Here is a 24,517-nt window from a genome sequence, read left to right on the forward strand (position 1 = left end):
CGAGCATGCTGGAAGCGAGAAACCCGCCGGATCGATGTCCGGCGGGTCTTTTGCGCTGCTCTTGGCGGGGGAAATTTCCGAGCGCATCCAAGCCCTTTTTCGCCCCTCGATTCGCCCCGGCTATTGAAGCCGTCGACCCATTGCGTCAAAACCGCCCTGCATCCGCGGGAAGAGACTGCACCCGCCGCAAATAAGCGGCCATGCGCTCGTCCTCCTCTGCCGGATAGCGGCAGCCGAGACGGGCGGCCACTTGTTCTCCCGAGCGCCGGAACAGGCGGACGGCCGCGAACAGCGCTTCCCAGACTTCCTCTTCGCTGCCCCCAGGAAATGTCTGCATCAGCCCTTCCCACTCGTCCTCCTCCAGCCACCGCCGGATCCGCTTGCGGTTCTTGCCGACGCTGACGGAGAACCCCGTCCGATAGCCGGCCTGCCACTCCAGCATCTGCAGCAGCATCGGCCGCAGGATGCCGTTCAGATGATCCATTGCATACAGGATCTCCCGCCTCCACAGTCCTTTGGCGACGTAGGTCGAGACCATCCAGAACTCATTGCGGCAATCATGGAAATAAGCCTCGCTCGGAGCGCTGACCCGGTAGTCCTCATCCGTCGAAGGCGGCACCTCCGGCAGCAGGCCGTCCTTGTCCAGCAGCACCTTCAGCAGCTTGTCCTCCGCCGCGTAGGCTGACGCCTCTTCCATCGGAATGAGCGTCAGGTCGAGCTTGTTGCCGTCCTCGAACAGGATCAGGTACGAGAAGCGGCGCCCCAGCTCGGCCGGGAACAGCTCCATCGCCTCCGGCGTCTGAAGCCACAGCCGCGAGCCGAAGCGGTCGATCCAGTCCGGATCGGCTTGGAACGAATCCATATCCGAGACGAGATAGGAAATATCATAGTCTTGAAACAGATCCGGCGCGGCGTTCGGATCGGTGCGCGAGCCTTCCAGCGTGACAGCTCGAATCCGCTCGTCCTCCCGAGCCGTCGCCAGAAAAAGCTCCATCATGTCCGTCTCGCTCCGCATTCCAGCTCCTCCTTCACAAAATCTCGTAATAGGAAGCGGCCCGCTCGAGCATCGCCCTCTCGTCTCTTTCAGCGGCCCCGAGGCGGCCTTCGCCGGTCCAGACCGGCAGCTCCTTCGGCCGCTCCGGCCGCGTCAACCGCTCCCGCAGCTCGAGCAGCGCGCCCAGCACGAGCCTGCGGCGCGGCTCTCCCCAGCCGCTCCCGCGCTCCTGCACCGCGCGCATGGCCTGCTCCGGCGTCATCCGCCGCAGCGGCTGCAGGCAGCACGCCCAGCGCACGAGATCGAACGGCTGCCCGCACCGGGCTACCTCCGCCTCGCTCCAGCCGCTGCAGGCGCCGCAGCTCAGCTGCAGCACGGCGCATCGGCATGATGAGCCTTTTTCCACCCGATCGACGACGTACAGCCTCATCCCGTTCAGCGCTTCTTCTCCCATCGTTCCCGATCCTCTCTGCTCGACTCTTCGATGTCCTTAGCGTAATCCATAGAGAGGTAAAAAGAGGGTAGAAGAATCGCCGACCTCCGTTAAAAAGGTCTAAACAGGGTCCGGCGCGCACGCCCGCTCGCCTGCCATGCCTCACACCTTCAAGCCGTCCCGCACGAGCGCGATCAGCTCCGGCAGATGATCGGGATGGGCGGCGATCAGATACGGCTCCGCGTTCATCCCCTCGAAAGGCTCGCCGTCGAAATCGACGACCGCCGCTCCCGCCTCGCGGGCGAGCAGCAGTCCGGCGTACAGATCGTCGCCCTCCGAATTGTACAGCACCATCGCGTCCAGATCGCCGCGCGCGAGCATGCACCACTGCAGCGCCGGCGCCCATAGGCGCAGGACGCGCTTGAAGCTGCCCTCGAGCCGGGCTTTGAGCGCGAGCACCCGCCCTTCCTTGCCGACGGCATGTCCCTGGATCCAGCCGACGGTCATGCGCGGCACGGTAGGGCAGCGGCGGATCGAGAGCGGAGCTCCGTCGACGAAGGCTCCCTTTCCCTGCTCCGCCACATACAGCCGATCCAGATGGGAGTCGCAAATGACGCCGAGCAGCGGCTCGCGCCGGTAAAGCAGCGTGATCGAGACGCCGTATACCGGCAAGCCGATCGCGTAGTTGTTCGTCCCGTCGAGCGGATCGACGAGCCACAGCCAGTCGCCCGGCGCTCCGTGCCAGCCTGTCTCCTCGCTGCGGATCTCATGGTCCGGGAATGCCGCGCGGATATGCGCCAGGATGATCTCCTCGGCCAGCGTATCGGCGACGGTGACGAGATCGCCGCTGTCGCCCTTGTCCTGCACCTGCTTGTCCCGCGTGAAATAATCCCGCGCCAGCGCCGCCGCCTCGCGCGCGGCGAGCTCGGCCACCTCCCTGGCCCGGGCCAGCACCGCCTGATGCTCCGTCATGGCGTCTCCCTCCTGCCCGCGGATCGCGGCTGGATGGCGGCCAGCCAGTCGGCCAGATCCGCCTGCTGCGCGGCCGCCCATGCCCGGAACGTCAGCTCCGCAGGCCAGTCGGCGGCTCCCATCGCCTTGAGGCAGCCCCAGTCGAGCACGTTCTGATGCAGCAGATGCACGCCGAGGCGGCTGCCCAGCCCTCGCTCGTCTTCCATTCCCTCCGCATAGGCCCGCAGGAAGCACGCCGCCAGGTCCTGCCGGCCGCGCCCGCGGTAATAGACGAGCAGCTTGGCCAGATCGGCCAGCGGATCGCCGAAGTAGGCGTTCGTCAGGTCGAACAGGCCGCTGACTGCGAGGCGGCTGGCGTCGGCCGGACGGCTCGACAGCAGGAAGTTGCCCGGCTTGAAGTCGCCCATGCACAAGGCCGCTTGGCCGAGCTCGGCGAAATCGGGCTGCGCTTGCCGCAGCCTCTCCTCGGTCCATGCCGTGTCCTCGGCGCCGATGGCGGAAAACCGCGCCGCATCATGCAGCCAGTAGAGGATGCGCTCGGAGAGCCAGCCGTAGTAGCCGCCCTCGAACGGGACGATCCTGCGTGAAATCGGATCGTATTCGCCGTACATCGGTTCCTTCCAGCGGTGGATCTCGTGCAGCGCCTCGGCGGCCGCTTCCGCTCCGGCGAAGCCTCCCTCGTCCGCCAGATCGCCAAGATGCCGGCCGGGCAGGCACGGCATGATCGCGTAGCTCCAGCCGAACAGATCCGTTCGTTCGTCTACGATATAAGGAATCGGGAGCGGCAGCCTCGTCCGCGAGGCCAGCTGCTCGGTGAACCAGCGCTCCTCCTCCAGTTGTCCGGGATAGAGCGGGTTTCCTTTGAGGATGAACGCTCCCGTACTCGTCTCGATGCGCAGCGTCTGGCTCATCGCGCCCTGGCCGGTTCGGCTCCAGGCGAGCAGGCGGCCGAGCCCGTGGCGGTCCAGCATGCGCTGCAGCTGCTCGTCGCTCGTCTCGCCGACGCGAGGCGAGGAAAAAATGATTTTGGTCGTCATGGCGGCTCCTTCCCTGCACCCGTCGGTGCTGGCGTATCCTTCCATGATGAGGGACGGCTAGGAATTCGGCAAGATGAAGAAGCGCCTGAACAAGCGGAAAAGCCCGCTCTCCCGCAACGAGGCGGGAGAACGGGCTCGAATGCTTACTTCCAATACCGGCGGCTGGCGCAATGCTCGCGGTACAGCTCGTAGCTCTCGTCGAGCTTGACGAGCTCGACGCAGCGGCCCGTCCGGGGCGAGTGGATCATCCGCCCGCCGCCTGCGTAGATGCCGACGTGATGGATGCGGCCCTTGCCCTCCTCGTAGGCGAAAAACAGCAGGTCGCCCGGCGTCAGCTCCTCCCGCTCCACAGGCAGCCCGCCGAGCGCCTGGTCCGACGCGTCGCGGGGAATGACGAAGCCGGCGGCGCGGTGCATCGCATAAGCGAGCCCGGAGCAGTCGTAGCCGAAGGAGGAGATGCCGCCCCAGAGATAGGGGAGGCCCAAGTAGCGCTTGGCCTGCTCTACGATGACGCGGCCGGCATGACGGCCTTCTCCGACGAGCGCCGACGTCTCCCGCGGCTCGCGCAGGCGGATGTCGCTGCGGCGCAGCCATCCTCCGCCTCCTTGAGGCAAAGCGACCTCGACCCAATCTCCCCGCTCCGAGAGGACCGGCAGCTCCGTGAGGAAGCTCAGCTCGATCCACGGCTGCGGCTCGCAGGCGGCCTCTGGCTCCGCGGCTTCTGCCGCTGCCGCGCCGGCTCCGCCGCTTGCGGCAGGAGCGGACGGAGCGATGTCGGCCGCCGCCCCGAGCGGCGCGCTGCCGAGATGCAGCCAGGCGCTCTCGGCCGTCACGACCGCGATCGGCGCCGGCCCGCACCGCTCCGGCTCGCCTGCGGCGCCGTCGAAAACGAGCTGCGCGAGCGGCATCCATCCCGGATAGCCGTCCGGCTCCTTGGCTGTCGCCTGGGCGGGCGCGTGGATGCGCGCCCAGCCGTCCTTTTCCTCCGCGACGAGCACCCGCTCGCCGAGCAGCAGCTGCGTCTGCAGCCGATTGCCCTCGCACAGGTCAAGCCGCTGCTCGAGGTCCATGCTGCCGATCCAGCCCCTCACATCCGCCGGGGACGCCAGCGCCGGCGCGTCCTGCTCCCGCGCATGCGCCGGGCTCGTCCATACGCCGGCCACGCTGACCGCCACGCGCGCTTCCTTTCCGCTCGCCTGCTCCATGCCGCCATGCCTCCTTCAAGGATTGAATTCGCCATGCCTATGCCTTGCCGATAAGCTTCGTTCTACTTTCTTCGCCGGCGGTCTACGATCCTTTGCGCCAAAGCAAAAAACCTTCAGCAGCAAGCCGCTCTCGCCGGTCGTCCTTTAAGGATGCACCTCCCGGCATGAGAATGCAGGCGGCGCGGATCTTGTAAAAAACCAGAGCCAGATTCACCTTGGAATCTTGCTCTGGCTTTTTTGAAAACCGCGCCCTACGAAACCGCCGCGCCCGCTCCCGGACGGATGCGCACGCCGCGGATGCCGAGGCCGGGCGCGTCGGGGAACGTCATGACGCGGCCGTCGTAGCGCACGCCGCCGTCGACGATGTCGCTGCCGATGAGCAGCGGCGCGTCGAAGTCGAAGCGCGTGATGTTCTTCTTGCTCGCCGCCAGATGCGCCGCCGCCGTGACGGCGACGCGCGACTCGATCATGCTGCCGACCATGCACTCGACGCCGTACTGCTCGGCGAGCGCGTTGATCTGCTGCGCCTTGTAGATGCCGCCGGCCTTCATCAGCTTGATGTTGATGAGGTCGGCCGCCCGCAGCTGCAGCACGCGCAGCGCCTCCGCCGGCGAAAAGACGCTCTCGTCCGCCATGATCGGCGTCTGCACGGCGTCGGTGACGGCCTTCAGCCCTTCGACGTCATGCGCCCGCACCGGCTGCTCGACAAGCTCGAGATTCAGCCCGAGATCCTCCATGCGCCGGATGGCGCGCACCGCCTCCTTGACGCTCCAGCCCTGGTTGGCGTCGAGCCGGATGCGCACGTCCGGGCCGACGCGCGCCCGGATCTCCTCGATCCGCCGCACGTCGAGCTCCGCCGCGTCCTTGCCGACCTTGATCTTGAGCACGTCGAACCCGCCGCGCACGCTCGCCTCCGCATCGCGCGCCATCTCCTCCGGCTCGCCGACGCTGACCGTGAAGTCGGTCTCCAGCCGGTCCTTGTAGCCGCCGAGGAACTGATACAGCGGCAAGCCGCAGTGCTGGGCGACGAGATCGTAGATCGCCATGTCGAGCGCGGCCTTGGCGCTCGGACTGCCGACCATCGCGCCGTGCACCGTCTGCAGCAGCCGCTCGTAGCCGAGCAGGCTCTGCCCGATCAGCGGCGGCGCGAGCGTATGCTCGATCGCCGCCTGGATGCTCTCCAGGCTGTCGCCGGTGATGACGACGGTGGACGGAGCCTCGCCCCAGCCGATCCGCCCGTCCTGGTCGCGGACGCGCACGATGATCGACTCCGCCTCGCGCACGGTGCGCAGCGCCGTGCGGAACGGCCTCGCCATCGGGGTCGACTGGCGCATCGCCTTGATGCTCTCTATGTTCATGCCGGATGTCCTCCTCTGCCTAGGGCGTGATTGCATGCAATCACGCCCTAGCCTCTCTCGCTGTCCGCCGCCGATCCGCTGGCCGCCTCGTCCTCTACCCAGCCCGACTCCGCAAAGTCCAGCCGGCGCTCCGCCGTGCTCAGCCGCGCCTCCACGCCGAGCGGCACGGCCAGCTGCGGCGAGCCGTGGCCGATGCGGAATCCCGCGAGCGCCGGCTTGCCCGCCGCGCCGAGATGCTCCTGCAGCACCTCGTCCAGCGAGAGCGACGCCTTGCGCTTGGCCGGGCCGCAGTTGTGGAAGTCGCCGACGACGATGCCTGCGGCATCGTCCAGCTTGCCCGCCTGCCGCAGCTGCATGAGCATGCGGTCGACCCGGTACGGCTCCTCGTCGATATCCTCGAGCAGCAGCAGCCGGCCGCGCGTGTCGAGCTCATAACGCGTGCCGAGCGTGCTCACGATCAGCGTCAGGTTGCCGCCGACGACCGGGCCGCTCGCCTCGCCCGGCACGATCGGCCGCAGCGGCCCGTGCTCCTCGCCGAGCTGCGGCCGCCGCGGAGCGAGCAGCTGCCGGTACGCCTCCAGCGTGACCGGATGCGGCCGCGCATGGTCGAAGCCGCCGCTGCCGGCCGGCTGCTCCTGCAGGTCGATCATCATCGGCCCGTGGAACGTGACCAGTCCGGCGAGCCGGCCGATCGCCGCATGCAGGAAGGTGATGTCGCTGTAGCCCCAGAACGCCTTGGGATGGGCGCGGATGACGCCGTAGTCGAGCCGGTCGGCGATGCGCGCCGTGCCGTAGCCGCCGCGGGCGCAGACGATGCCGGAGATCGACGGATCGGCGAACATCTCCATCAGCTCGTCCGCGCGCTCCTCGTCGCTGCCGGCGAGATAGCCGCGGCGCAGCGACACGGTGCGGCCGAGCCGCACCCGCAGGCCGAGCCGCTCGAGCTGCCGCGAGGCGGCCTCGATCTGCGCCGGATCGCCGGGGCTGGCGAGCGCCGGGATGCCGACGGTGTCGCCCGGCTTCAGCGCGGGAGGCCGCAGCATCATTTCAGCTCCGCCCACTTGAAGTCGATGAAGCCGAACGCATGGCGCACGACGCCGGACAGCTTGTCGCTCTCCAGATTGACGCTGTTATAGTAGTAGAGCGGCAGGATCGGCGCGTCGTCCATCAGGATCTTCTCCGCCTCGTGCATCATCTCGTAGCGCTGCTTCTCGTCGGCCTGCTCGTACGCGCCCTGGATCAGCTCGTCGAACTTGTCGTTTTTCCAGCCGGTGCGGCTGAACGGATTGTCGGACTGGAAGCCGTCGAGGAAGTTGATCGGGTCGGCGAAGTCCGGCAGGAACGAGGAGCGGGACAGCTGCAGCTGCAGCGCCTTCTGCTCGGCCGTCATCACCTTGCTCTCCTTGCTCTCGAGCTTGACTTCGACGCCGAGATTGTCCTTGAACATCGCCTGCAGCGCCTGCGCGACCTTCTGGTTCACGTCGTTGGTGCTGTACGTCAGCGTGATCGGCGGCAGCGCCGAGTAGCCGGCTTCCTTCATGCCCGCCGCGAGTAGCTCCTTGGCCTTGGCCGCGTCGAAGCCGATCAGGTCGCCGCCGACTTCGCGGAAGTCGCCGCCGGCCGCATCCTCGAGACCCGGCGAGACGAAGCCGACAGCCGGCTTATGCTTCTGGCGCAGGACGAGATCGACGAGCTGCTGGCGGTCGACCGCGGCGACGAACGCCTGGCGGATGCTCTTGTTGGTGAACGGCTCCATCGTCGTGTTGAAGCGGTAGAACGCGGTGCCGGCGGATTCCTCGACCTTGACCTTGCCGTCCGCGAACAGCTGGTCGGCCATGTCGGCCGGGATGCTGCCGGTCGTGTCGAGCTCGCCGGTCGTGAACAGCTGATAGGCCGTATTCGTATCGTTGACCATCTTGTACGTGACGCCGCCGAGCTTCACCGTGCCGGCATCCCAGTAGTCCTTGTTCTTGACCATCTTGAGCTCTTCCTCATGCTTCCACTCCGTGATCGTGAACGGGCCGTTGCTGACGATCGTCGACGCTTCGCCCGCCCACTGGGCGTTGCCTTCCACCGTCGCCTGATGCACGGGGAAAAACGCCGGGCTGGCCGTCATCTGCACGAGCCAGGCCGCCGGATGGCGCAGCGTGACCTCGAGCGTCTTGTCGTCCTTCGCCTTGATGCCGACGGCGTCGGCGGAGCCTTTGCCGGAGTTGTAGTCCTCCGCGCCGACGATCGGATAGGCGAGGAACGCCGCGTCGGATGCCGTCTCAGGATTGAGCAGCCGCTTCCAGGCGAACTCGAAGTCCGACGCCTTGACGGGATCGCCGTTCGACCATTTCACCCCGTCGCGCAGCGTGAACGTATAGACGAGGCCGTCGTCCGACACCTTCCACTCCGCGGCCATCGCCGGCTCCGGCTTGTCGTCCTTGCCGAGGCGCGCCAGCCCCTCGAACGCGTTGTTGACGATGTCGTAGGAGATCTGGTCGAAGCCGATCGGCGGATCGAGCGACGTCGGCTCCTTGCCGTTGTTGTAGCGCAGGATCTTGCCTGCCGCCTCTCCTTCTCCGGCCTCTCCGTTCGACGAGTCATTGCCGCATGCCGCCAGCACGCCTCCCGCCAGCATGACGCTCATCAGCAGCATCGAAAGCTTCTTCATCTTCATTTGTTCGCTCTCCCCTTTGAAAAAAGAATTGGTCTAGCCGAGGGCCGTGCGCGCCGGCTCGCCCGCCATGCCGCTCCCCGCTCCGGCGCCGGCGGCCGGCGGCCGCGCCGCGCGCGGATCCTGCAGCCAGCACGCGACCGCATGCGTGCCGTCAAGCTCCGCCATCTGCGGCCGGTGCAGACGGCACGCCTCCATCGCGTGCGGGCACCGTGCCGCGAACGCGCAGCCGGGCGGCGGCGCGAACAGATCCGGCGGCGTGCCGGGAATCGGCACGAGCGTGCTCCCGCGCTCCCGGTCGAGCCGGGGCAGCGCCGCGAGCAGGCCTTGCGTGTACGGATGCTGCGGACGGCGGAACAGCTCGCGGACCGTGCCTGACTCCACGATCTCGCCGGCGTACATGACGCACACGCGGTCCGCCGTCTCGGCGACGACGCCGAGATCATGCGTGATGAGCACGATCGCCGCTCCGGTCCGCTCCTGCAGCATCCGGAACAGGTCGAGGATCTGCGCCTGAATCGTCACGTCGAGCGCCGTCGTCGGCTCGTCGGCGATAAGCAGCGACGGGCTGCACGAGGCGGCGATCGCGATCATGATGCGCTGGCGCATGCCGCCGCTGAATTCGCCGAGGTACTGCTTCAGCCGCGTCTCCGGGCTCGGGATGCCGACCAGCTCCAGCATGTCGACCGCGATCCGCCTCGCCTCGGAGCGCGGCACCTTGCGATGGAGCGCGATGCCCTCGATCAGCTGCTCGCCGATCGTCAGCGTCGGGTTGAGCGCGGTCATCGCATCCTGGAAAATCATCGCGATCTCCGCGCCGCGCAGCTTGCGCAGCTCCTTTTCCTTGAGCTTCGTCAGCTCCCGGCCCTTCCAGCGGATGCTGGAGCCGGCTCCCAGCACGGCCGCATGCTCCGGCAGCAGCCGCATCAGGCTGCGGGCGGTGACGCTCTTGCCGCAGCCGGACTCGCCGACGATGGCGAGCGTCTCGCCCTGCCGCAGCGAGAGGCTCACGCCGCGCACCGCCTGCACCTGACCGCCATGCGCGCGGAAGCTCACCCGGAGGTCGTCGACCTCCAGGATGACCTCCCCCGGCGGCCGAGCCGCCTGCGCGGCCCGGCCGAGGTCCGGCTCCGGAGCGCCGCCGCTGTCGGCGCGCTCCGGACGCGCTTGCGCCGCTTCCGGCGCTGGAGGCGCGGCTGCGGCCGAGAGCGCCGCCTTTTTCCGATGATCCCGATCGCTCCGTCTCCACATCGTCACGACCTCCTCTGTCTCGGATTGAAGATGTCCTGCAGCCCGTCGCCGAGCAGATTGAACGCCAGCATCGTGACGGAGATGAACAGCGCCGGGAAGAACAGCCGCCACCACTGGCCCGACAGGATGACCGACAGGCCATCGCTCGCCATGACGCCCCAGCTCGCGAGCGGCGGCTGGATGCCGAGCCCGAGGAAGCTGAGGAACGCCTCGGCGAAAATCGCCGACGGCACGGAGAACGAGATCTGCACGAGGATGACGCCCATCGCGTTGGGCACGAGATGCTTGCGGATGATGCGCCAGCCGCTCGATCCCATCGAGCGCGCCGCCAGCACGTACTCCGACGACTTGAGCGAGAGCACCTGCCCGCGCACGACCCGCGCCATGCCGATCCAGCCGGTCGCGCTCAGCGCGACGATGATCGTGGCGAGTCCGGGACCCATGACGACCATGAGCAGGATGACGATGAGCAGGTACGGCACGCCGTACAGCATGTCGACGAAGCGCATCATGACGTTGTCCGCGCGGCCGCCGACATAGCCGGCGATGCCGCCGTAGACGATGCCGATGACGACGTCGATGAGCGTCGCCGCCAGGCCGATGAACAGCGAGATGCGCGCGCCGTAGACGATGCGGGCGAACACGTCGCGGCCGAGCTCGTCCGTGCCGAACCAATGCTGCGCCGACGGCGCGAGGTTGATGTCCGTCAGCACCTGCTTGTCGTAGCTCTGCACCGGCAGGTACGGACCTACGGTCGCGAGCAGCGCCAGCAGCACGATGAGCAGCGCGCCGGCAAAGGCGAGCCGGTTCTGCTTGAGCCTCCGCCACGCCTCCTGGGCGAAGCTCAGCCGCGGCCGCACGATCGCCTCCGCGTCGACGGCATCGCGGTTCATCGGGACGAACAGGGAATCCGGCACGCTCATGGCCGTCCCTCCTTCCGGTGCAGCTTGATGCGGGGATCGATGAGGCCGTACACGATGTCGACGATCAGCATCATGACCAGCAGCAGCGCGCTGTAGAACACCGTCGTGCCCATGATGACCGAGTAGTCGCGGTTGTTGATGCCGTCGACGAAATATTTGCCCATGCCGGGAATGGCGAAGATCTTCTCGATGACGAAGCTGCCCGTCAGCACGTTCGCCACGAGCGCGCCGAGCAGCGTGACGACCGGCAGCACCGCGTTGCGCAGCGCGTGCTTGAAGACGATGACCGCCGGATGCAGCCCCTTGGCGCGGGCGGTCTCGATATAGTCGGCGGTCAGCACCTCGACCATGTTCGCCCGCGTCATGCGGGCGATGATGGCGAGCGGACCGGTCGACAGAGCCAGCGCCGGAAGCACCGCATGCCGCCAGGTGCCCCAGGTCGCGACCGGCAGCAGCCGCCACTCGACGGCGACGTACTTGATGAGCAGCGTCGCGACGACGAAGTTCGGCACCGCGATGCCGATGACCGCGAGCACCATCGCGAGCTGGTCGATGAGCCGGTTTTTGCGCAGCGCCGCGACCGTGCCGAGCGCGATGCCGCACACGATCGAGATCGACAGCGCCAGCATGCCGAGCTGGAACGACACCGGGAAGCCGCGGCCGATCATGTCGTTCACCGTCGTCGGGAAGTGGCCGATCGAGGGGCCGAGATCAAGCATGAGCAGCGACTTGAGATAGAGCACGTACTGCACGCCGAGCGGCTCGTCCAGATGGTAGTACGCCATCATGTTGTCGACCGCCGTCTGGCTCGTATTCCGGCCCTCCTTGTCGAACGGGCTGCCCGGAACGGAATGCATGAGGAAAAATGTGACCGTGACGATGAGCCACAGCGTGACCGCCATGGAGATGAACCGTTTCAGGATGTAGGAAGCCATAGCCGTACGACGCTCCTTTCGGGGGCTGGGGGACTGCTCAGCAGAATTCGGCGCGCGAGGCCAGCTCGACCATGACGAGCATGGCGCGGTACGCCTCGAGCATGTCGGCGGCGGCGAAGGTGACGACCGGACTGCCGTTGTCGAGCTCCGTGCCCGGCATCAGATGCGCCCACTCGGCCTGCCCGTAGTTGGCGAACTCGATCGCCAGCACCGGCTTGTCCGGCGGGACGAGCGGCTGGACGCGGCCGCGCGAGGCGAGCGCCTCCTTCGTCTTGTCCCGCAGCAGCTGGCCGCTCTTGTCCGGCGTCAGGCAGAGCGCCGACGTGCGCGAGACGTACGTCTTGACGACGGCTGTCGTGACGCCGGGGATGAGCTCCTCGGCCTCGACCGCCGTCCGGTCGTCGCCGGCGACGAGCAGCACGGGCACGCCGTAGCGGCCCGCGACGTAAGCGTTGAGGCCGAGCTCGCCGACCGCCTTGCCGCCCAGCCACATCCGGTGCGCGCCGAAGACCATCGAGTGGCTGAGCACGCCCGGAGTCGGCGCCATCGTATGGTAGCCGATGAACGCCGCGCCCGCGAACGAGGCGTCGAGCCCCTGCACCATCGAATACGGCTTCACGTCTCCGGACAGGAGCTGCGCCTCGGGATGGAGCCGCTCGATCAGCAGATTGTTCATCTTGGAGTGGCTGTCATTGACGATCACCTCGGCGCAGCCCTCGTCGAACGCCGACGCGATTACATGGTTCGCCTCGTCGGTCATGATCTGCTGGCCGCGGGCGTAATTGTGCCTGCCCGGGAAGACGAACGTGCTGTCCACCATGCCTGTGATTCCTTCCATGTCCACCGATACGTACAGCTTCATCTTTCTTCCTCCCGAGTCGGAATTTTACATTCATAGGATGGAAAAAACCCAGCCGAAGCTCGCCATCGAGGTGGCGGCAAGGGCTGGGTTTTATTTACGAGCGTGGCGGCGAAGCGCCCTGCGGATAAATAAAGCAGCTTACACGCTGCCGGAAGTGGGCTGTTCCCGCTCTTCGCGGCCGCTGCGTGTGGATTTGAATTTTTTGGAGGCGTCCTTGAACGCGACGATGAGAGCCTTCTGCGAGGAGCCGTGATAGCGCCTGCGGATCTCCTCGCTCACCGCATCGACGTCGAGCACGCTGCAGCCGATGAAGATCGACTTGACGAACTCCGAGGTGAGCGGAATCGTGGACGAGCAGCCGGCATCGACGATGAGGCCCGTATCCTGCTCGACGACCAGCCCGATGAAAAAAGCGCTGTACTGCTGGGTGATCGGGTTGTTGACCGAGGACTGGGCGTCGCCGATCACATAAAGCGTGCTGCGATCATACGGCATCGTGATAACCCCTTGTAAGCTTTTCTCTGCAAGCCGATCTGATGTAAACCATTCTAACATCGACGGACGGGTCTGTAAACGGGAAAAACCGTGGAAATCCGACGGCTTCCGGCGCGGCAGGCGAGCTACCGCTTGCGGAAAATATCCGTCATCGCCTGCGCCAGCTCCGTCTCCGCCGCCGTGAATACATGGCCGTCCTTGGCGTCGTCGAGGCCGTTCATCGCATAGACGAAGCCCGTGCCGGTCTCAGGCTCGACGAACATGCCGCTCTTGAGGCCGTACGCGTCGCCCGCATGACCGACCATCAGGCGGCCGGGGAACAGGTCGCGCGTCCGCTGCAGCTGCAGTCCCCCCTCGCGGTAAAAGCCCTCCTGCGGATCGCGGACCCAGTGCTTGTCCATCATGTCCCGCACGGTCCGCTCCCGCAGCAGCCGGACGCCGCCACGCTCGCCGCCTGCGGCCAGCATCTCCAGCCAGCGGGACAGATCGGCGACCGTCGTGCGCAGCCCGCCCTGCGGCGCGAACAGCGAGCCGTTGACGCCCGGCACGTAGTCGCGCAAGGCGGCGCTCGGCGGCTCGTGGCGGCTGCCGCGGTCATCGAGCGCCGGCGTCCACGAGCCGCTGCCGCGCTCCCGCTCGTACAGCACGGCGATCCGGTCCGGATCCTCGATGTCTTGGAGCAGAAAGCTGGAATCGCTCATGCCGAGCGGCAGGAGCAGCTGCTTGCGGCAATAGCGGTCGAACCGCTCCCCGCTCAGCCGCTCCACGATCGTGGCGAGCACGATCGCCCCCAGATTGGAATAGGCGTAGCCCGCCGGATCGCCCGGGGGATGCTCGCCCCATAGGCGCGGGGGGTGATAGGCGCCTCCCGGCAGCAAGAGCTCCGACAGCGGCAGCAACGGCTCTTGCCGCGATGCCGCGGCAAATGCGGCATATTCATCCTGGAGGCCGCTCGTATGCGTCAGCAGATGACGGAGCCTGATCGGCTGCTCGGGATGCTGCGGGTGGCGGAGCGGCAGGCCGAGCAGCCGGCCCGCGTCGTCGTCGAGACTGCACTGGCCTCTTTCCGCCAGCTGCAGGATCGCAGCCGCTCCGATCGTCTTGGAAATCGAGGCGATGCGGAATACGGTTCGCTCCGTCACCGGAATCCGGCGCTCGAGGTCCGCCAGTCCCAGGCTGCCCTTCCAGACGACGCGGCCTCGGATCAGATAGGCGCAGGAGAGGCCCAGAATGCTTCGGCGATCCGCCACTTCCTGCAGCTTCGACAGCACTTTGTCCGGCTTGGCGATCGTTTCCCCCTCCTCTCGTGTCCCATTTCTGAGATAGCGTTTACAAGTGTTATGATTATCGCCCTCCGAGGCACGATTCGTCAACCCTCGGCATCGCTGAAGCGCATGGCGCCATGCTCCGGTTGACGGCCTGCCTCCCCCGCGATCTCGTCTAGTGAGAAAGGCGCTGCAGCGGCTGCTGCAACGCCTTTTTATCCCGATGATGTGCGGCTGTCGTCATGCCTCGCCTCTTGCTTGCGCTGCTGCTCCATCGCCTCCAGCGCTTCGTCCGGAATGTCGCCCAGCTCGATCCGCCTCTCGATGTAGCGGATGAACGGTAAGACAAGCTCCGGATCGAACTGCGTGCCGGTGCAGCGATGCATCTCGTCAAGCGCTTCCGCAAACGATTTCGTCCGCTGGTAAGGCCGCTCCGTCGTCATCGCGTCGAACGAGTCGATGATGCAGAGCATGCGGGCGAGCTTCGGAATCTCGGTGCCCTTCAGCCCATGCGGATAGCCGCCGCCGTCATACCGTTCGTGATGGAGCTCGACGAGCGGCACCAGGTCCGTGTACTTGCCGGTCGCCAGCAGGAATTCCTTGCCGAACGTGACATGCTTCTTGATGATCTCCCATTCGTCCTTGTCGAGCTTGGAGCGCTTGGTCAGCACCTCGCGCGGTACCTCCAGCTTGCCGATGTCGTGGATGAGCGCCCCGAGAATGAGCGTGCGCCGCTCCTCCTCGCCGAGCTCGAGAATGCCGGCCATATCCACCGCGTACGAGAACACGCGCTTGGAATGCTTGAACGTGTACACGTCCTTGGAGAGGAAGATGCGGATCTGCTGCTCGAGCTCGTTGATCTCATGCTCGAACTGCTGCGGCAGATAGGTCTGCTCGCCATAGACGGTGACGACGTTTTTGCCCTTGGACTTCGAGATGTACATCGCCCGGTCGGACAAGCCGACCAGCTGGGACTTCTCGTAGGTGTCGGCGCTCATTTCGATGATGCCGGCCGAGAAGGAGACGCATCCGTGCGGCAGCACGTCGACGCCGTCGAACGGCGCGTTGTTCACCCGCTTGCGGACGTGGTTGACGAAGGCCCTCGCCTTGTTCTTGTCCAGCTCCGGCATGATGATGGCGAACTCCTCGCCGCCGTAGCGGGCGGCCAGATAGCCGTGAGGCTCGCACTCCTCCTTGATGATGGAGCCGACGAAGCCGAGCAGCTTGTCCCCCTGCGGGTGGCCGTACATGTCGTTATACTTCTTGAAGTCATCCAGGTCGATCATAGCGAAGGAAAACGTCTTTCCATCCTCGCGGTAGAGCTTGATATATTCATCCAGCTTTTCTTCGAGGTAGCTGTGGTTGAACAGCCCTGTCCGCTGGTCTTTATTGGCTTTGTCGTTGATTTCGTGATACATGAGGAAAAGCTGCTTGAAGACATGGGAAAGCAGGACGGCGATGATGAGGAACAAGAGAATTCCGAAGAAACCTGTTTTCAACACCATAATGACGAGCACCAGGGAGAAAAGCAGGATTCCAATATAGGCGAACAGCGATTCACGAACGAATAAAGCTAATACTGGAATCAACTGATTTCGATAGAGCAAGAAAAAGTAAGCTGCTACCAAAATAATATTCACACTGAAATATGCGATCAAAGCAAGGACGAAAGCATAAATCTCACCGACGATAAAATCTCCCGTCGTCCCGTCCATCCACTGAAAAGCCCAATGAGCACCTATAATCATGGCGGAGTAGGTAATGAAATTATAGTAGTGCTTCCACCATGCCACTGTTCTACGATTAATTACGATAATAATCGCGCTTACAAACAGTACCATTAAGGAAAATTTAACGCCATAAATGAACAGGGAGGCAAGAAATATCGTCGAATCCATGGATTGATGATTACCTTCTGGAGGCAGCTTGTACATAAAGTACTCAAGCACTATCGCCCCGGCTACCATTGCATAGAAGATGACCCAGTCCTTACGATCCAGCGAAAATCCCTCAGGCCAAAAAAACGACAAGAACAGCAATGTGCCCATGAGGCAAATTGCCACTACCAGCCACTCTTTTGGTTTTAGGAGTCCAATTAACCGTTGTTGACCGCCCATGTCGTTGCTCCCCCAAAAAGATATAAAAAAAGGAATCAGAAGAGTTGTTCTTCCGACTCCTAATTGTTCGGTTCCTATCAACCTACTCTAAAGCCCGAAGTCAGAGCCACGGCTACGGATGCGAGAATGGAAATATTGAAGAAAATAACTTTCAGATTGGCTTTCTTCATAGTTTGCCCACCCCCTTTCCTAGAGTGTAGAAAGCTTAAGAGGATTCTTGGGACAAGGCGACATAATCCTTTGATTTCTTTCCCATCAATTGACAGAGGAAGAAGAACGCCCCGACATTGATCACCACATCGCCGATGCTGATGGCTTGAGTTCGAGGATAGGGCGGCGACAGCGGAATGATATCTCCCAGAAAGTAAAGCCGGGTAGACTCGTCCATCAGGAAATGCTTGCTTACGGCATCTCCGCTGCGAAGCATTTCAATGTAGATCGGATCCAATACGGACGCCGCTTCCAAAGATACCGGCATTCGTCCGCCGTTCGCCATCATGACGAGAAAGTTCAGGAGCACGCCGACAAAGATGATGCCCAGTCCTTTTTGGTGACGATTGATCCATAGGAGCGCGAGTCCGACGACATAAATGACCATATAAAAGTATCCGTTGAACTGAGCGAAAAATGGAATGTCACCCTGCAGGTAAAAGAGCAGAAATTGGACGAGCAGCAGAATCGGGAAAGCCCATCCGCCTTTGATGCGGAGATTTCCGATCGCGATCAGCCCATTCTTCCAACCCGCGCGGATGAACCCGACGATCAGTCCTAGAAGGATCCCATCATATACCATTCGCCTTGCTCCTTCTCGACGGCATTATCATTATTCCAGTAAAAATCTACAATTACCAACATTTGCACAGGGTCATTATAAGACGGGCTCATGAACCTAGTCAATATGATCTAAGTAGCATATCCTACTCATTGTTGCACAAAGGTCCTATTGACTTCATAGTAAAAAGCCTGCTTTTTGTCGAAAAAAGCGGCTTTTTTATGATCAAAAAGACCCAATGTTTTGGTTAGAAAGAGAGTATGGATTAAAATTCCTTCATCTAATTATCCATATAATTGAAGAAGAAATTCGTCGAATCATCCCTTTACGGCGCCGGCGGTCATGCCTTTCATGATCTGCTCCTGGAAAATAAGGTAGGCGATGATCGTCGGCAGCACGGCGATCGCCATCGCGCCCATCGTCAGGCTGTAGTCGGTGCCGAAGCCGTCGGAGAACAAGGACAGGCTGAGCGGCAGCGTCTTGAGCGCCTGCGAGTTGATGAAGACGAGCGCGAACGCGAAGTCGTTCCAGAAGCGCAGGAACGCCAGGATCGCGACGGTCGCCAGGGCGGGCTTGCACAGCGGCAGGATCATGCGGAAAAAGACGCCCCACCAGCCGTTACCGTCAATCAGCGCCGCCTCCTCGATCTCGCGCGGGATGGAGGACAGGTAGGCGATGACGATGAAGATCGCGATCGGCAGCTCGAAGGCGGTGTACGGCAGGATCAGCGCGCCATAGGTGTCGAGCATCCCGATCTTGTTCATGAAGATGAACAGCGGCACGAGCGTGCTGTGGATCGGCACGAGCATGCCGATGACGAAGATGCCCAGCGCCAGCTTGTGCAGGCGGAACTGGAAGCGCGAGAGCACGTAGGCGGCCAGCGTGCCGAGCAGCAGCGTTAGCGCCACCGAGACGGAGGTGACGATGGCGGAGTTGAGCATGGCGCGTCCCATGTTGCCGAGATCCCAAGCCCGGCTGATGTTCGTGAACACCCATTCGCTCGGCAGCGAGTACGGATGGGCGAAAAAGTCCTCGTTCGTCTTCATGGCGCTGATGAACAGCCAGTACAGCGGATACAGCGTGCCTGCGGCGTACAGCAGCAGGACCAGCTTGAGCGCTCCGCCGCCGATCAGGCGGCGCAGGCGGCTTCTCTCGCCGCCGGCCGAGCCGGCGGCAGGCGGCGCGATGGTCGTTTTCACAGTCGGCACTCCCCTCTCGTCAGCTCGATTTGCGGCGGGTGACCGCCATGTTGATGCCGATCAGCAGCAGGCTGATCAGCAGGATCATCGTGGAGACGGCCGATCCGTAGCCGTATCGGTAGACGGCGAACGTGCTGTTGTACATATAGGTGGCGAGCAGCTCGGTCGACTTGGCCGGTCCGCCGCCGGTCATGACGATGACATGGTCGAACGCCTTGAGGCTGCCGGCGATGCACAGCACGATCGTGACGACGACGGTGCCCCAGATCATCGGCAGCGTCACGCTGACGAGCTTGCGCCAGCCGGTCGCTCCGTCGATGGCGGCGGCGTCGTGGATCTCCGAGGAGATGTTCTGCAGCGCGGCGATGAAGATGATGAGATACGGGCCGATGTTGCTCCAGTTGATCGGAATCGACACGGCGTACATGTTGAGCTTCGGATTGGACAGCCATGCCTGGGTCCAGCTCTCGAGGCCGATCAGCGTGAGCGCCTGGTTGAGCAGGCCGAACTGGTAGTTGTAGATGTAGCCCCAGATCATGCCGATGACGACGGTCGACAGCACCATCGGCATGAACAGCGCGGAGCGGATCAGCCGGTTGAACCAGGTGTTCGCGGTCAGGAGCAGGGCGCCGGCCAGCGCGATTGGAATCTGGCCGACGATGGCCGAGACGACGAGAATCAGGTTGTTGCGCAGAGCCCGCCAGAAGACGGGGTCCTGCAGCATGTCCCGATAGTTGCCGAGGCCGATGAACTTGGCGTCGCCCATGCCTTTCCACTGGAAAAAGCCGTAGTAGATCGACCAGAGGATCGGCAGCACGGCGAACAGGACGAAGACGATCAAGGCGGGCAGCAGGGCAATCAGGATGAAGCGGTTGCTGCGCAGAGATGCGGGCATAGGGGGATTCGCCTCCTTAGGAGAAGGAGACCCTCCCCGCGAAGCGCGGAGCGGATCTCCCGGATGTGGCATAGGGACGGACGTTGGGAACTGCGCTTACGGGTTGAGCGAGCGGGCCTGGGCGTCCTGCAGGTTTTTGGCGACCGCGTCCGGAGCCGCGCCCATCATGATTTCCTGCAAGCCGTTGTTGATCGCCTCGCCGGCTTCGGCGGACAGGTACGCGTCGTAGACCGGCGTGATGCCGACCGTCTTGACGAGCTCGAACGCCTTGTAGTAAAGGGAGGTGACCTTCGACGAATCGACGTCGGTCTTGTACATGACCATCGAGTTGCTCTCGGCGATCGCCTTCTGCGCGTCCGGACCGCTGATCGCGTAGATCAGGTCGAACGCCGCCTGCTTGCGGTCGCCCTCGACCTTCTTGCTGAGCGCGAAGCCCGCGCCGGGGCCGCCGGAGATCGTGTTCGCGTCGCCTTTGCCGCCTGCGATGGCCGGCAGCACGGTCACTTCGATCTTTTTGAGCGTGTCCTCCGGGGTCGTCGCGAGGTTCGTCAGCGTCCAGGCGCCGCTCACCATCATCGCGGCCTTGCCCTGGATGAACACCTGCTCGGCTTGCGTGTTGTCGATCGTGTTGGCGCCCTTGTCGAACGCGTCGGCGTCGACGAGCTGCTTGAAGTAGCCGAGCGCTTCGACGAACGGCGCGTCGGTGAACGCGGCTCCGTCCTGGGCGACGGCTTTCTTGAACCAGTCGGTGCCGGTGACGCGATCCGCGAGCGAGCCGAGGATCGTCGACTGCGCGACCCATGGCGCCTTGTTGCCGAGCGCGATCGGCGTGATGCCGGCTTTGTTGAACGTGTCGACCGCCGCCATCAGCTCGTCCCAGGTTTTCGGAACGGCGACGTTATGCTGCTGGAACAGCTCCGCGTTGTAATACAGGAAGGATGTGGCCGACATCGCCAGCGGCGCCGTGTAGGTCGCGCCGTCGAACGTGGAGCCGTCGAACGCGCCCGGCAGGAAGCTGTCCTTCCACTCCGGCTTGGCGTCGAGCAGCTCCTGGATCGGCTGCACGAGGCCCGATTCCTGGAAGCCCTTGATATGGCTGCCCGCGTAGGAAAGGAATACGTCCGGCATCTCGTCGGCCGCGGCGACGGTGCTCAGCCGCTGGCGGTAGCCGTCGACCGGAATCGCCTGGGCGTCCAGCTCGATCTCCGGATGAGCCGCGGCGAATTCGTCGATCTTGGCGCGGACCGTCTTGGCACGGGCGTCGTCGCCTGCGAAGTTGTGCCAGAGCGTCAGCTTGACCTTGCCGCCGCCGGCTCCGGAATCGTTCGTGGAAGCGCCGCCATTTTCTTCCGCTCCGTTGCCGCATGCGCTCAGCAGCGCCATCGCCGCCAGCGAAGCCAGCGCCGTCTTGCCGAATCTGTTCTTGTTCATGCTCGCATCCCCCTGTCCTGTTATGCCCTCAGTATATAAAAGACCCCGCTCCCGCCGCAGGGGAGATCCTTCGGGAGGAGGGGGGTCATCGTTCGTGAAGCTGGCGGTATTCGGTCGGCGTCAGCCCCGTGTCCGCCTTGAACAGCTTGTTGAAATACTTCGCGTCCTCGTAGCCGACCTCGGAAGCGATGCTCGCGACCTTGGCCGGCGTCTGCAGGAGCAGCTCCTTGGCCCGCTCGAGCCGCTGGCGCGTGACGTACTCGAGGTAGGTCTGCCCGGTCTCGCGCTTGAACAGCTCGCTCAGGTACGTCGGGTTCATCGGCAGGCTGCGGGCGACCTGCTGCAAGGTCAGGCTCTCGCCGAGGCGGGCGCGGATGTACTCCGCCGCCTGGCGGACGGCGGAGTGGCCGCCGCGCTCCAGCTCGGCCCAGCGAAGCGAGAGCAGGCGCAGCTCGGCGAGCAGCGCCTCGCGCGGCCGCTCCTCGAGCTCCGCCGGCGATGCGCCCTCCGGCATCGGCGGCAGCTCGCGGCCGATGGAGGCGGCCGAGCGCTCGAGCGAGCGGCGGGCGGCCGCGAGCAGCGAATACAGCCACGCGGTCATCGTGGCCGGCGTCGCCTGCGCGTCGGCGCGCGCCTGCTCCAGGAGCGCGTCCACGCCGCGCTCCAGCTCGCTTTCGCCGCCGGCCTGCAGCAGCCGGATCAGGCTGCGCTCCTCCTCCGGCGAGCAGACGGCGCGCATGCCTTCGCGCCCGGCGACGTCGTCGTAGCGGACGATGCCGGAGCGGGCGGCCAGATGGCGGAAGGCGAACGCCTGCAGCGCGGTCTGGCGCGCACGGGCGAAGCCGCTCCAATCCGCGGCCGCCTCGCCGCAGGCGGCGAGCGCCGGCCGGCCGCGCTCGGCGAGGCGGCGCAGTCCCGCCCGCAGCAATGGCTGCAGCTGCTGCTCCGTCTCGACGGCGGCCGCGGCCAGCCAGCCGCCGCGCTCATGCGGCACGACGGCGCAGCCGAGCGCGGCCGCGAGCTCGCCGGCGTCGGCCGGCTCCTCCGCAGGCGCGGATGCCGGCTCGCCGGCCGCGGCGGCCCGAGCGGCGGCTACGGCGCGGGCGACCGAGGCCTCGATGCGGCCGGCCGCCTGCACGCCTTCCGCTGCCGCGCAGGCGCCCGGAGCCGCCGCTCCGCTCGGCAGCTCGACCGCGGCCAGCCGCCACAGCTGCAGCAGCCGGCCGCGTCCGACGCCGGCGAGCTGCGGATGCGCCGCGACCGCTCGGCGCAGCAGCTCCTCGTCCGGCTCGCCGCCGCCAAGCAGCAGCCGCGCCAGCAGCTGCTCGCGGTAGGCCGCCGACTCCCGCGCGCTCGTCTGCGCGCGCTGCTTGCGCGCCAGCCAGCGCTGCCTGGCGCGATCGGCGGCATCGAGAATTTCGCCGGGGCGGCTCGTCTTGAGCAGATACTCGCTGACGCCCTCCCTCACCGCCTGCTGCGCGTAGGCGAACTCGTCTTACCCGGACAGCACGATGATATCGAGCTCCGGGTACTCCCGCAGCGCCTGGGCGGCGAGCTCAAGCCCCGACGCCCCCGTCATGCAGATGTCCGTCAGGATGAGATCCGGCCGCTCCAGCGGCAGCCGCAGCAGCGCCTCCTCCGCGGACGCCGCCGGCTCCAGCAGCTCGAAGCCGCGCTCCTTCCACGGCAGCACGGTGCTGAGTCCCGTGCGGATGATGACCTCGTCGTCGACGATCAATACCTTCATGCTTCTCCCTCCTCGATGCCTGGCTTCGGCAGCCGGAAGCTGACGGTCGTCCCGACGCCCGGCGAGCTGTCCAGATGCAGTCCCGCCTCCGGCCCGTAATGCAGCAGCAGCCGATTATGCACGTTGCGCAGCCCGTAGCTGCCGTAGTCGCCTCCGGTGTCGGCGTCCAGCCCCGGCAGCATGCGCCTGCCGAGCAGCGTGCGGAGCGCGTCCAGCTTTTCCTCCGGGATGCCGACGCCGTTGTCCCGCACGATGAAGCGGATCGCCCCGTCTTCGGCCGCCTCGGCCTCGACCTCGATGCGGCCCGGTTCCGGGCGCTTCAGGATGCCGTGCAGCAGCGCGTTCTCGATGAGCGGCTGCAGCAGCAGCTTGAGCATCGGCCGCTCCAGCAGCTCCTCCCGTACGGACGAGACGAGCTCGAAGCGGTCCGGATAACGGATCGACTGCACTTTCACATAGCTGTCCACATGGCTGAACTCCTGCGCCACCGTGCAGTACTCGCGCCCTTTGTTGAGGCTGAACCGCAGGAAGTCGCTGAGCGCGCCGACCATCTCGGCCGTGCGCCCGTCCTGGTTCATGAGCGCCATCCACTGCACGGACGAGAGCGTATTGTACAGGAAATGCGGATTGATCTGCGCCTGCAGCGCGAGCAGGTCCGCCTCTTTTTTGAGCGACTCGCTGCGCTTGACCTCCTCGGTCAGGTTGGCGATCTTGGCGCTGAGCCGGTTGTAGCTGATGACGAGCTGCCCGACCTCGTCGATCGTCGTCACCGGCAGCACCGGCAGCGGCTCGTCGGGATGGGCATGCCGGAGCTGGCGCGTGAGCGAGCTGAGCGGACCCGTCACCTTGCGCACGATGAAGCCGACGACGACGATGACGAACAGCAGCGCGATGCAGACGGCGATCGCCGCCAGCGTCAGGAAGTAGCGGTTTTGCGAGCGGTACTCCTCGAACGGAATGATGCCGGCCAGCTTCCAGTCCGCGCTGTTCAGGGAGCGGTAGAGGATCGTCGAGCGGCCGTCCCCTTCGCCGTAGGTCAGCGAGCCTCCTTCGCCGGAGAGCGCCGGCAAGCCGGGCAGGTAGTCGCTGATCGGGCGGTTGAGCTCCCATTGCGGCGGACCGGCCATGATCCGGTTGTCGGCGTCCAGCAGCACGACCGAGCCGGAGCCCTGCAGCTCCGACTGCCGCAGCTGGCGGGCGATGACGGATTGGTCGAGGCTGATGCGGAGGATGCCGATCGGCTTGTCGTATTTTTTCGTGCTGCGGATCGGACGCGACAGCGTCAGCACCTGATGGCTCTCGAGGGAGCTGTCCTGGCGATAGACGGTCGACCAGAACTTGCGGGCGGGATCGTAGTGCTCCGGGTCCTCGGCCCGCAGCACGTCCAGCCCCGAGCTGACGACGGAGCGGATGCTGTAGGCGGCGCGGCCGTCGTTGCTTTCGATGACGATATTGCTGATGTACGCCTTGGAAAAAGCCAGATCGGTCAGGAAGCTGATGATCGAGGTCTGCTTGCGGAGATCGGACTGCCGGGCTTGCAGATCCTGCTGCACGTTCTCGTTGCCGATCAGGAACAGAGACATGTTCTCCACGTCTCGGACCATGTTGTCGAGGTAGGCCTGGAGCAGGTCCAGCGTCTTCATGCCCTCGGTCTTGGCCTTCTCCTCCGACAGCCCTTCGGCGATCGAATAGGAAAGAAGCCCGAGCGAAAAGAGGGGAACGAGCACCGCCAGAATCGTGAGCAGCGACAGCTTATGCTTGAGCGAGCGACCGAGCCAATTTTCCATCGGGATGCCTCCTGGCCGAAAACCGTAGATGCGGGTGCGGGTGCCGTCGTGCGGGTGAGGACGGATGCCGATGCGGATGCGGATCGGGACCGATGCAGATCGGGATGAGCGGAAGCTCTAGATGCCGATGCGCCTCATGGCATGTTTCCTATCATGATAGTGAAGGTTGCGGGTGGA

Annotated in this window: 22 protein-coding genes; all 22 read right to left on the reverse strand. The window is 64.8% G+C overall.

What is annotated here, in order from left to right; genetic code table 11:
- Positions 1-145: 145 nt before the first annotated feature.
- Positions 146-1,015, reverse strand: a complete 870-nt coding sequence (locus tag B8V81_RS08660; protein WP_028598816.1) for an aminoglycoside 6-adenylyltransferase — start codon at positions 1,013-1,015, stop codon at positions 146-148.
- A 13-nt stretch (positions 1,016-1,028) separates the two neighbouring features.
- On the reverse strand, positions 1,029-1,448 hold the full coding sequence (locus tag B8V81_RS08665) for a hypothetical protein (protein WP_101808143.1): 420 nt from the start codon (positions 1,446-1,448) through the stop codon (positions 1,029-1,031).
- Between the two features lie 141 nt (positions 1,449-1,589).
- Entirely contained in the window at positions 1,590-2,399 is an 810-nt protein-coding gene (locus tag B8V81_RS08670; protein WP_101808144.1) for an inositol monophosphatase family protein, read from the reverse strand.
- Positions 2,396-3,436: a phosphotransferase family protein gene (locus tag B8V81_RS08675; protein WP_180968401.1), complete on the reverse strand. Its 1,041-nt coding sequence runs from the start codon at positions 3,434-3,436 to the stop codon at positions 2,396-2,398. The genes B8V81_RS08670 and B8V81_RS08675 overlap by 4 nt, the downstream gene beginning before the upstream one ends.
- Before the next feature lie 143 nt (positions 3,437-3,579).
- Positions 3,580-4,641: a C40 family peptidase gene (locus B8V81_RS08680; RefSeq protein WP_101808146.1), complete on the reverse strand. Its 1,062-nt coding sequence runs from the start codon at positions 4,639-4,641 to the stop codon at positions 3,580-3,582.
- Between the two features lie 251 nt (positions 4,642-4,892).
- Positions 4,893-5,999, reverse strand: a complete 1,107-nt coding sequence (locus B8V81_RS08685; RefSeq protein WP_028598811.1) for a dipeptide epimerase — start codon at positions 5,997-5,999, stop codon at positions 4,893-4,895.
- A 47-nt stretch (positions 6,000-6,046) separates the two neighbouring features.
- Entirely contained in the window at positions 6,047-7,045 is a 999-nt protein-coding gene (locus B8V81_RS08690; RefSeq protein WP_101808147.1) for a S66 peptidase family protein, read from the reverse strand.
- Positions 7,042-8,658, reverse strand: coding sequence for a peptide ABC transporter substrate-binding protein (locus B8V81_RS08695; RefSeq protein ID WP_101808254.1), 1,617 nt, complete (start codon positions 8,656-8,658; stop codon positions 7,042-7,044). Before B8V81_RS08695 ends, B8V81_RS08690 begins: the two co-directional genes overlap by 4 nt.
- 39 nt (positions 8,659-8,697) lie before the next feature.
- The gene (locus tag B8V81_RS08700; protein ID WP_101808148.1) at positions 8,698-9,912 is read right to left on the reverse strand and encodes an ABC transporter ATP-binding protein; all 1,215 of its coding nucleotides are present in this window, start codon (positions 9,910-9,912) and stop codon (positions 8,698-8,700) included.
- Between the two features lie 2 nt (positions 9,913-9,914).
- Positions 9,915-10,835, reverse strand: a complete 921-nt coding sequence (locus B8V81_RS08705; RefSeq protein WP_101808149.1) for an ABC transporter permease — start codon at positions 10,833-10,835, stop codon at positions 9,915-9,917.
- Positions 10,832-11,770: an ABC transporter permease gene (locus tag B8V81_RS08710; protein ID WP_028598808.1), complete on the reverse strand. Its 939-nt coding sequence runs from the start codon at positions 11,768-11,770 to the stop codon at positions 10,832-10,834. The genes B8V81_RS08705 and B8V81_RS08710 overlap by 4 nt, the downstream gene beginning before the upstream one ends.
- Before the next feature lie 37 nt (positions 11,771-11,807).
- Positions 11,808-12,632: a M55 family metallopeptidase gene (locus B8V81_RS08715; protein ID WP_101808150.1), complete on the reverse strand. Its 825-nt coding sequence runs from the start codon at positions 12,630-12,632 to the stop codon at positions 11,808-11,810.
- Positions 12,633-12,770: 138 nt separating this feature from the next.
- Positions 12,771-13,127 (reverse strand): DUF3870 domain-containing protein, encoded by a 357-nt coding sequence (locus B8V81_RS08720; RefSeq protein ID WP_043111230.1) that lies wholly within the window; start codon positions 13,125-13,127, stop codon positions 12,771-12,773.
- 125 nt (positions 13,128-13,252) lie between these two features.
- Positions 13,253-14,377: a serine hydrolase domain-containing protein gene (locus B8V81_RS08725; protein ID WP_180968402.1), complete on the reverse strand. Its 1,125-nt coding sequence runs from the start codon at positions 14,375-14,377 to the stop codon at positions 13,253-13,255.
- 230 nt (positions 14,378-14,607) lie between these two features.
- Entirely contained in the window at positions 14,608-15,810 is a 1,203-nt protein-coding gene (locus B8V81_RS08730) for a bifunctional diguanylate cyclase/phosphohydrolase (protein WP_228551688.1), read from the reverse strand.
- 904 nt (positions 15,811-16,714) lie between these two features.
- Positions 16,715-17,302, reverse strand: a complete 588-nt coding sequence (locus tag B8V81_RS08735) for a DUF5317 domain-containing protein (protein ID WP_028598805.1) — start codon at positions 17,300-17,302, stop codon at positions 16,715-16,717.
- A gap of 296 nt (positions 17,303-17,598) precedes the next feature.
- Entirely contained in the window at positions 17,599-18,480 is an 882-nt protein-coding gene (locus B8V81_RS08740) for a carbohydrate ABC transporter permease (protein WP_416362098.1), read from the reverse strand.
- 19 nt (positions 18,481-18,499) lie between these two features.
- A complete protein-coding gene (locus tag B8V81_RS08745; RefSeq protein ID WP_028598803.1) occupies positions 18,500-19,375 on the reverse strand; it encodes a carbohydrate ABC transporter permease in 876 nt (291 codons plus the stop codon).
- A gap of 96 nt (positions 19,376-19,471) precedes the next feature.
- Positions 19,472-20,806: an extracellular solute-binding protein gene (locus B8V81_RS08750; protein WP_052333188.1), complete on the reverse strand. Its 1,335-nt coding sequence runs from the start codon at positions 20,804-20,806 to the stop codon at positions 19,472-19,474.
- Between the two features lie 85 nt (positions 20,807-20,891).
- The gene (locus B8V81_RS26125) at positions 20,892-22,274 is read right to left on the reverse strand and encodes a helix-turn-helix transcriptional regulator (protein ID WP_342352564.1); all 1,383 of its coding nucleotides are present in this window, start codon (positions 22,272-22,274) and stop codon (positions 20,892-20,894) included.
- A gap of 27 nt (positions 22,275-22,301) precedes the next feature.
- A complete protein-coding gene (locus B8V81_RS08760; protein WP_342352565.1) occupies positions 22,302-22,553 on the reverse strand; it encodes a response regulator in 252 nt (83 codons plus the stop codon).
- On the reverse strand, positions 22,550-24,340 hold the full coding sequence (locus B8V81_RS08765; protein WP_101808151.1) for a cache domain-containing sensor histidine kinase: 1,791 nt from the start codon (positions 24,338-24,340) through the stop codon (positions 22,550-22,552). The genes B8V81_RS08760 and B8V81_RS08765 overlap by 4 nt, the downstream gene beginning before the upstream one ends.
- Between the last annotated feature and the right edge of the window lie 177 nt (positions 24,341-24,517).

The organism is Paenibacillus pasadenensis (assembly GCF_002864175.1).
GTDB lineage: Bacteria > Bacillota > Bacilli > Paenibacillales > Paenibacillaceae > Paenibacillus_O > Paenibacillus_O pasadenensis.

Coding starts and splice junctions, on each gene's coding strand:
- B8V81_RS08690 (WP_101808147.1), bottom strand. CDS start 7,045: ATGATGCTGCGGCCTCCCGCGCTGAAGCCGGGCGACACCGTCGGCATC.
- B8V81_RS08700 (WP_101808148.1), bottom strand. CDS start 9,912: ATGTGGAGACGGAGCGATCGGGATCATCGGAAAAAGGCGGCGCTCTCG.
- B8V81_RS08665 (WP_101808143.1), bottom strand. CDS start 1,448: ATGGGAGAAGAAGCGCTGAACGGGATGAGGCTGTACGTCGTCGATCGG.
- B8V81_RS08705 (WP_101808149.1), bottom strand. CDS start 10,835: ATGAGCGTGCCGGATTCCCTGTTCGTCCCGATGAACCGCGATGCCGTC.
- B8V81_RS08730 (WP_228551688.1), bottom strand. CDS start 15,810: ATGTATCACGAAATCAACGACAAAGCCAATAAAGACCAGCGGACAGGG.
- B8V81_RS08715 (WP_101808150.1), bottom strand. CDS start 12,632: ATGAAGCTGTACGTATCGGTGGACATGGAAGGAATCACAGGCATGGTG.
- B8V81_RS08735 (WP_028598805.1), bottom strand. CDS start 17,302: ATGGTATATGATGGGATCCTTCTAGGACTGATCGTCGGGTTCATCCGC.
- B8V81_RS08745 (WP_028598803.1), bottom strand. CDS start 19,375: ATGCCCGCATCTCTGCGCAGCAACCGCTTCATCCTGATTGCCCTGCTG.
- B8V81_RS08675 (WP_180968401.1), bottom strand. CDS start 3,436: ATGACGACCAAAATCATTTTTTCCTCGCCTCGCGTCGGCGAGACGAGC.
- B8V81_RS08685 (WP_028598811.1), bottom strand. CDS start 5,999: ATGAACATAGAGAGCATCAAGGCGATGCGCCAGTCGACCCCGATGGCG.
- B8V81_RS08710 (WP_028598808.1), bottom strand. CDS start 11,770: ATGGCTTCCTACATCCTGAAACGGTTCATCTCCATGGCGGTCACGCTG.
- B8V81_RS08760 (WP_342352565.1), bottom strand. CDS start 22,553: ATGAAGGTATTGATCGTCGACGACGAGGTCATCATCCGCACGGGACTC.
- B8V81_RS08695 (WP_101808254.1), bottom strand. CDS start 8,658: ATGAAGAAGCTTTCGATGCTGCTGATGAGCGTCATGCTGGCGGGAGGC.
- B8V81_RS08660 (WP_028598816.1), bottom strand. CDS start 1,015: ATGCGGAGCGAGACGGACATGATGGAGCTTTTTCTGGCGACGGCTCGG.
- B8V81_RS08680 (WP_101808146.1), bottom strand. CDS start 4,641: ATGGAGCAGGCGAGCGGAAAGGAAGCGCGCGTGGCGGTCAGCGTGGCC.
- B8V81_RS08750 (WP_052333188.1), bottom strand. CDS start 20,806: ATGAACAAGAACAGATTCGGCAAGACGGCGCTGGCTTCGCTGGCGGCG.
- B8V81_RS08670 (WP_101808144.1), bottom strand. CDS start 2,399: ATGACGGAGCATCAGGCGGTGCTGGCCCGGGCCAGGGAGGTGGCCGAG.
- B8V81_RS08720 (WP_043111230.1), bottom strand. CDS start 13,127: ATGCCGTATGATCGCAGCACGCTTTATGTGATCGGCGACGCCCAGTCC.
- B8V81_RS08765 (WP_101808151.1), bottom strand. CDS start 24,340: ATGGAAAATTGGCTCGGTCGCTCGCTCAAGCATAAGCTGTCGCTGCTC.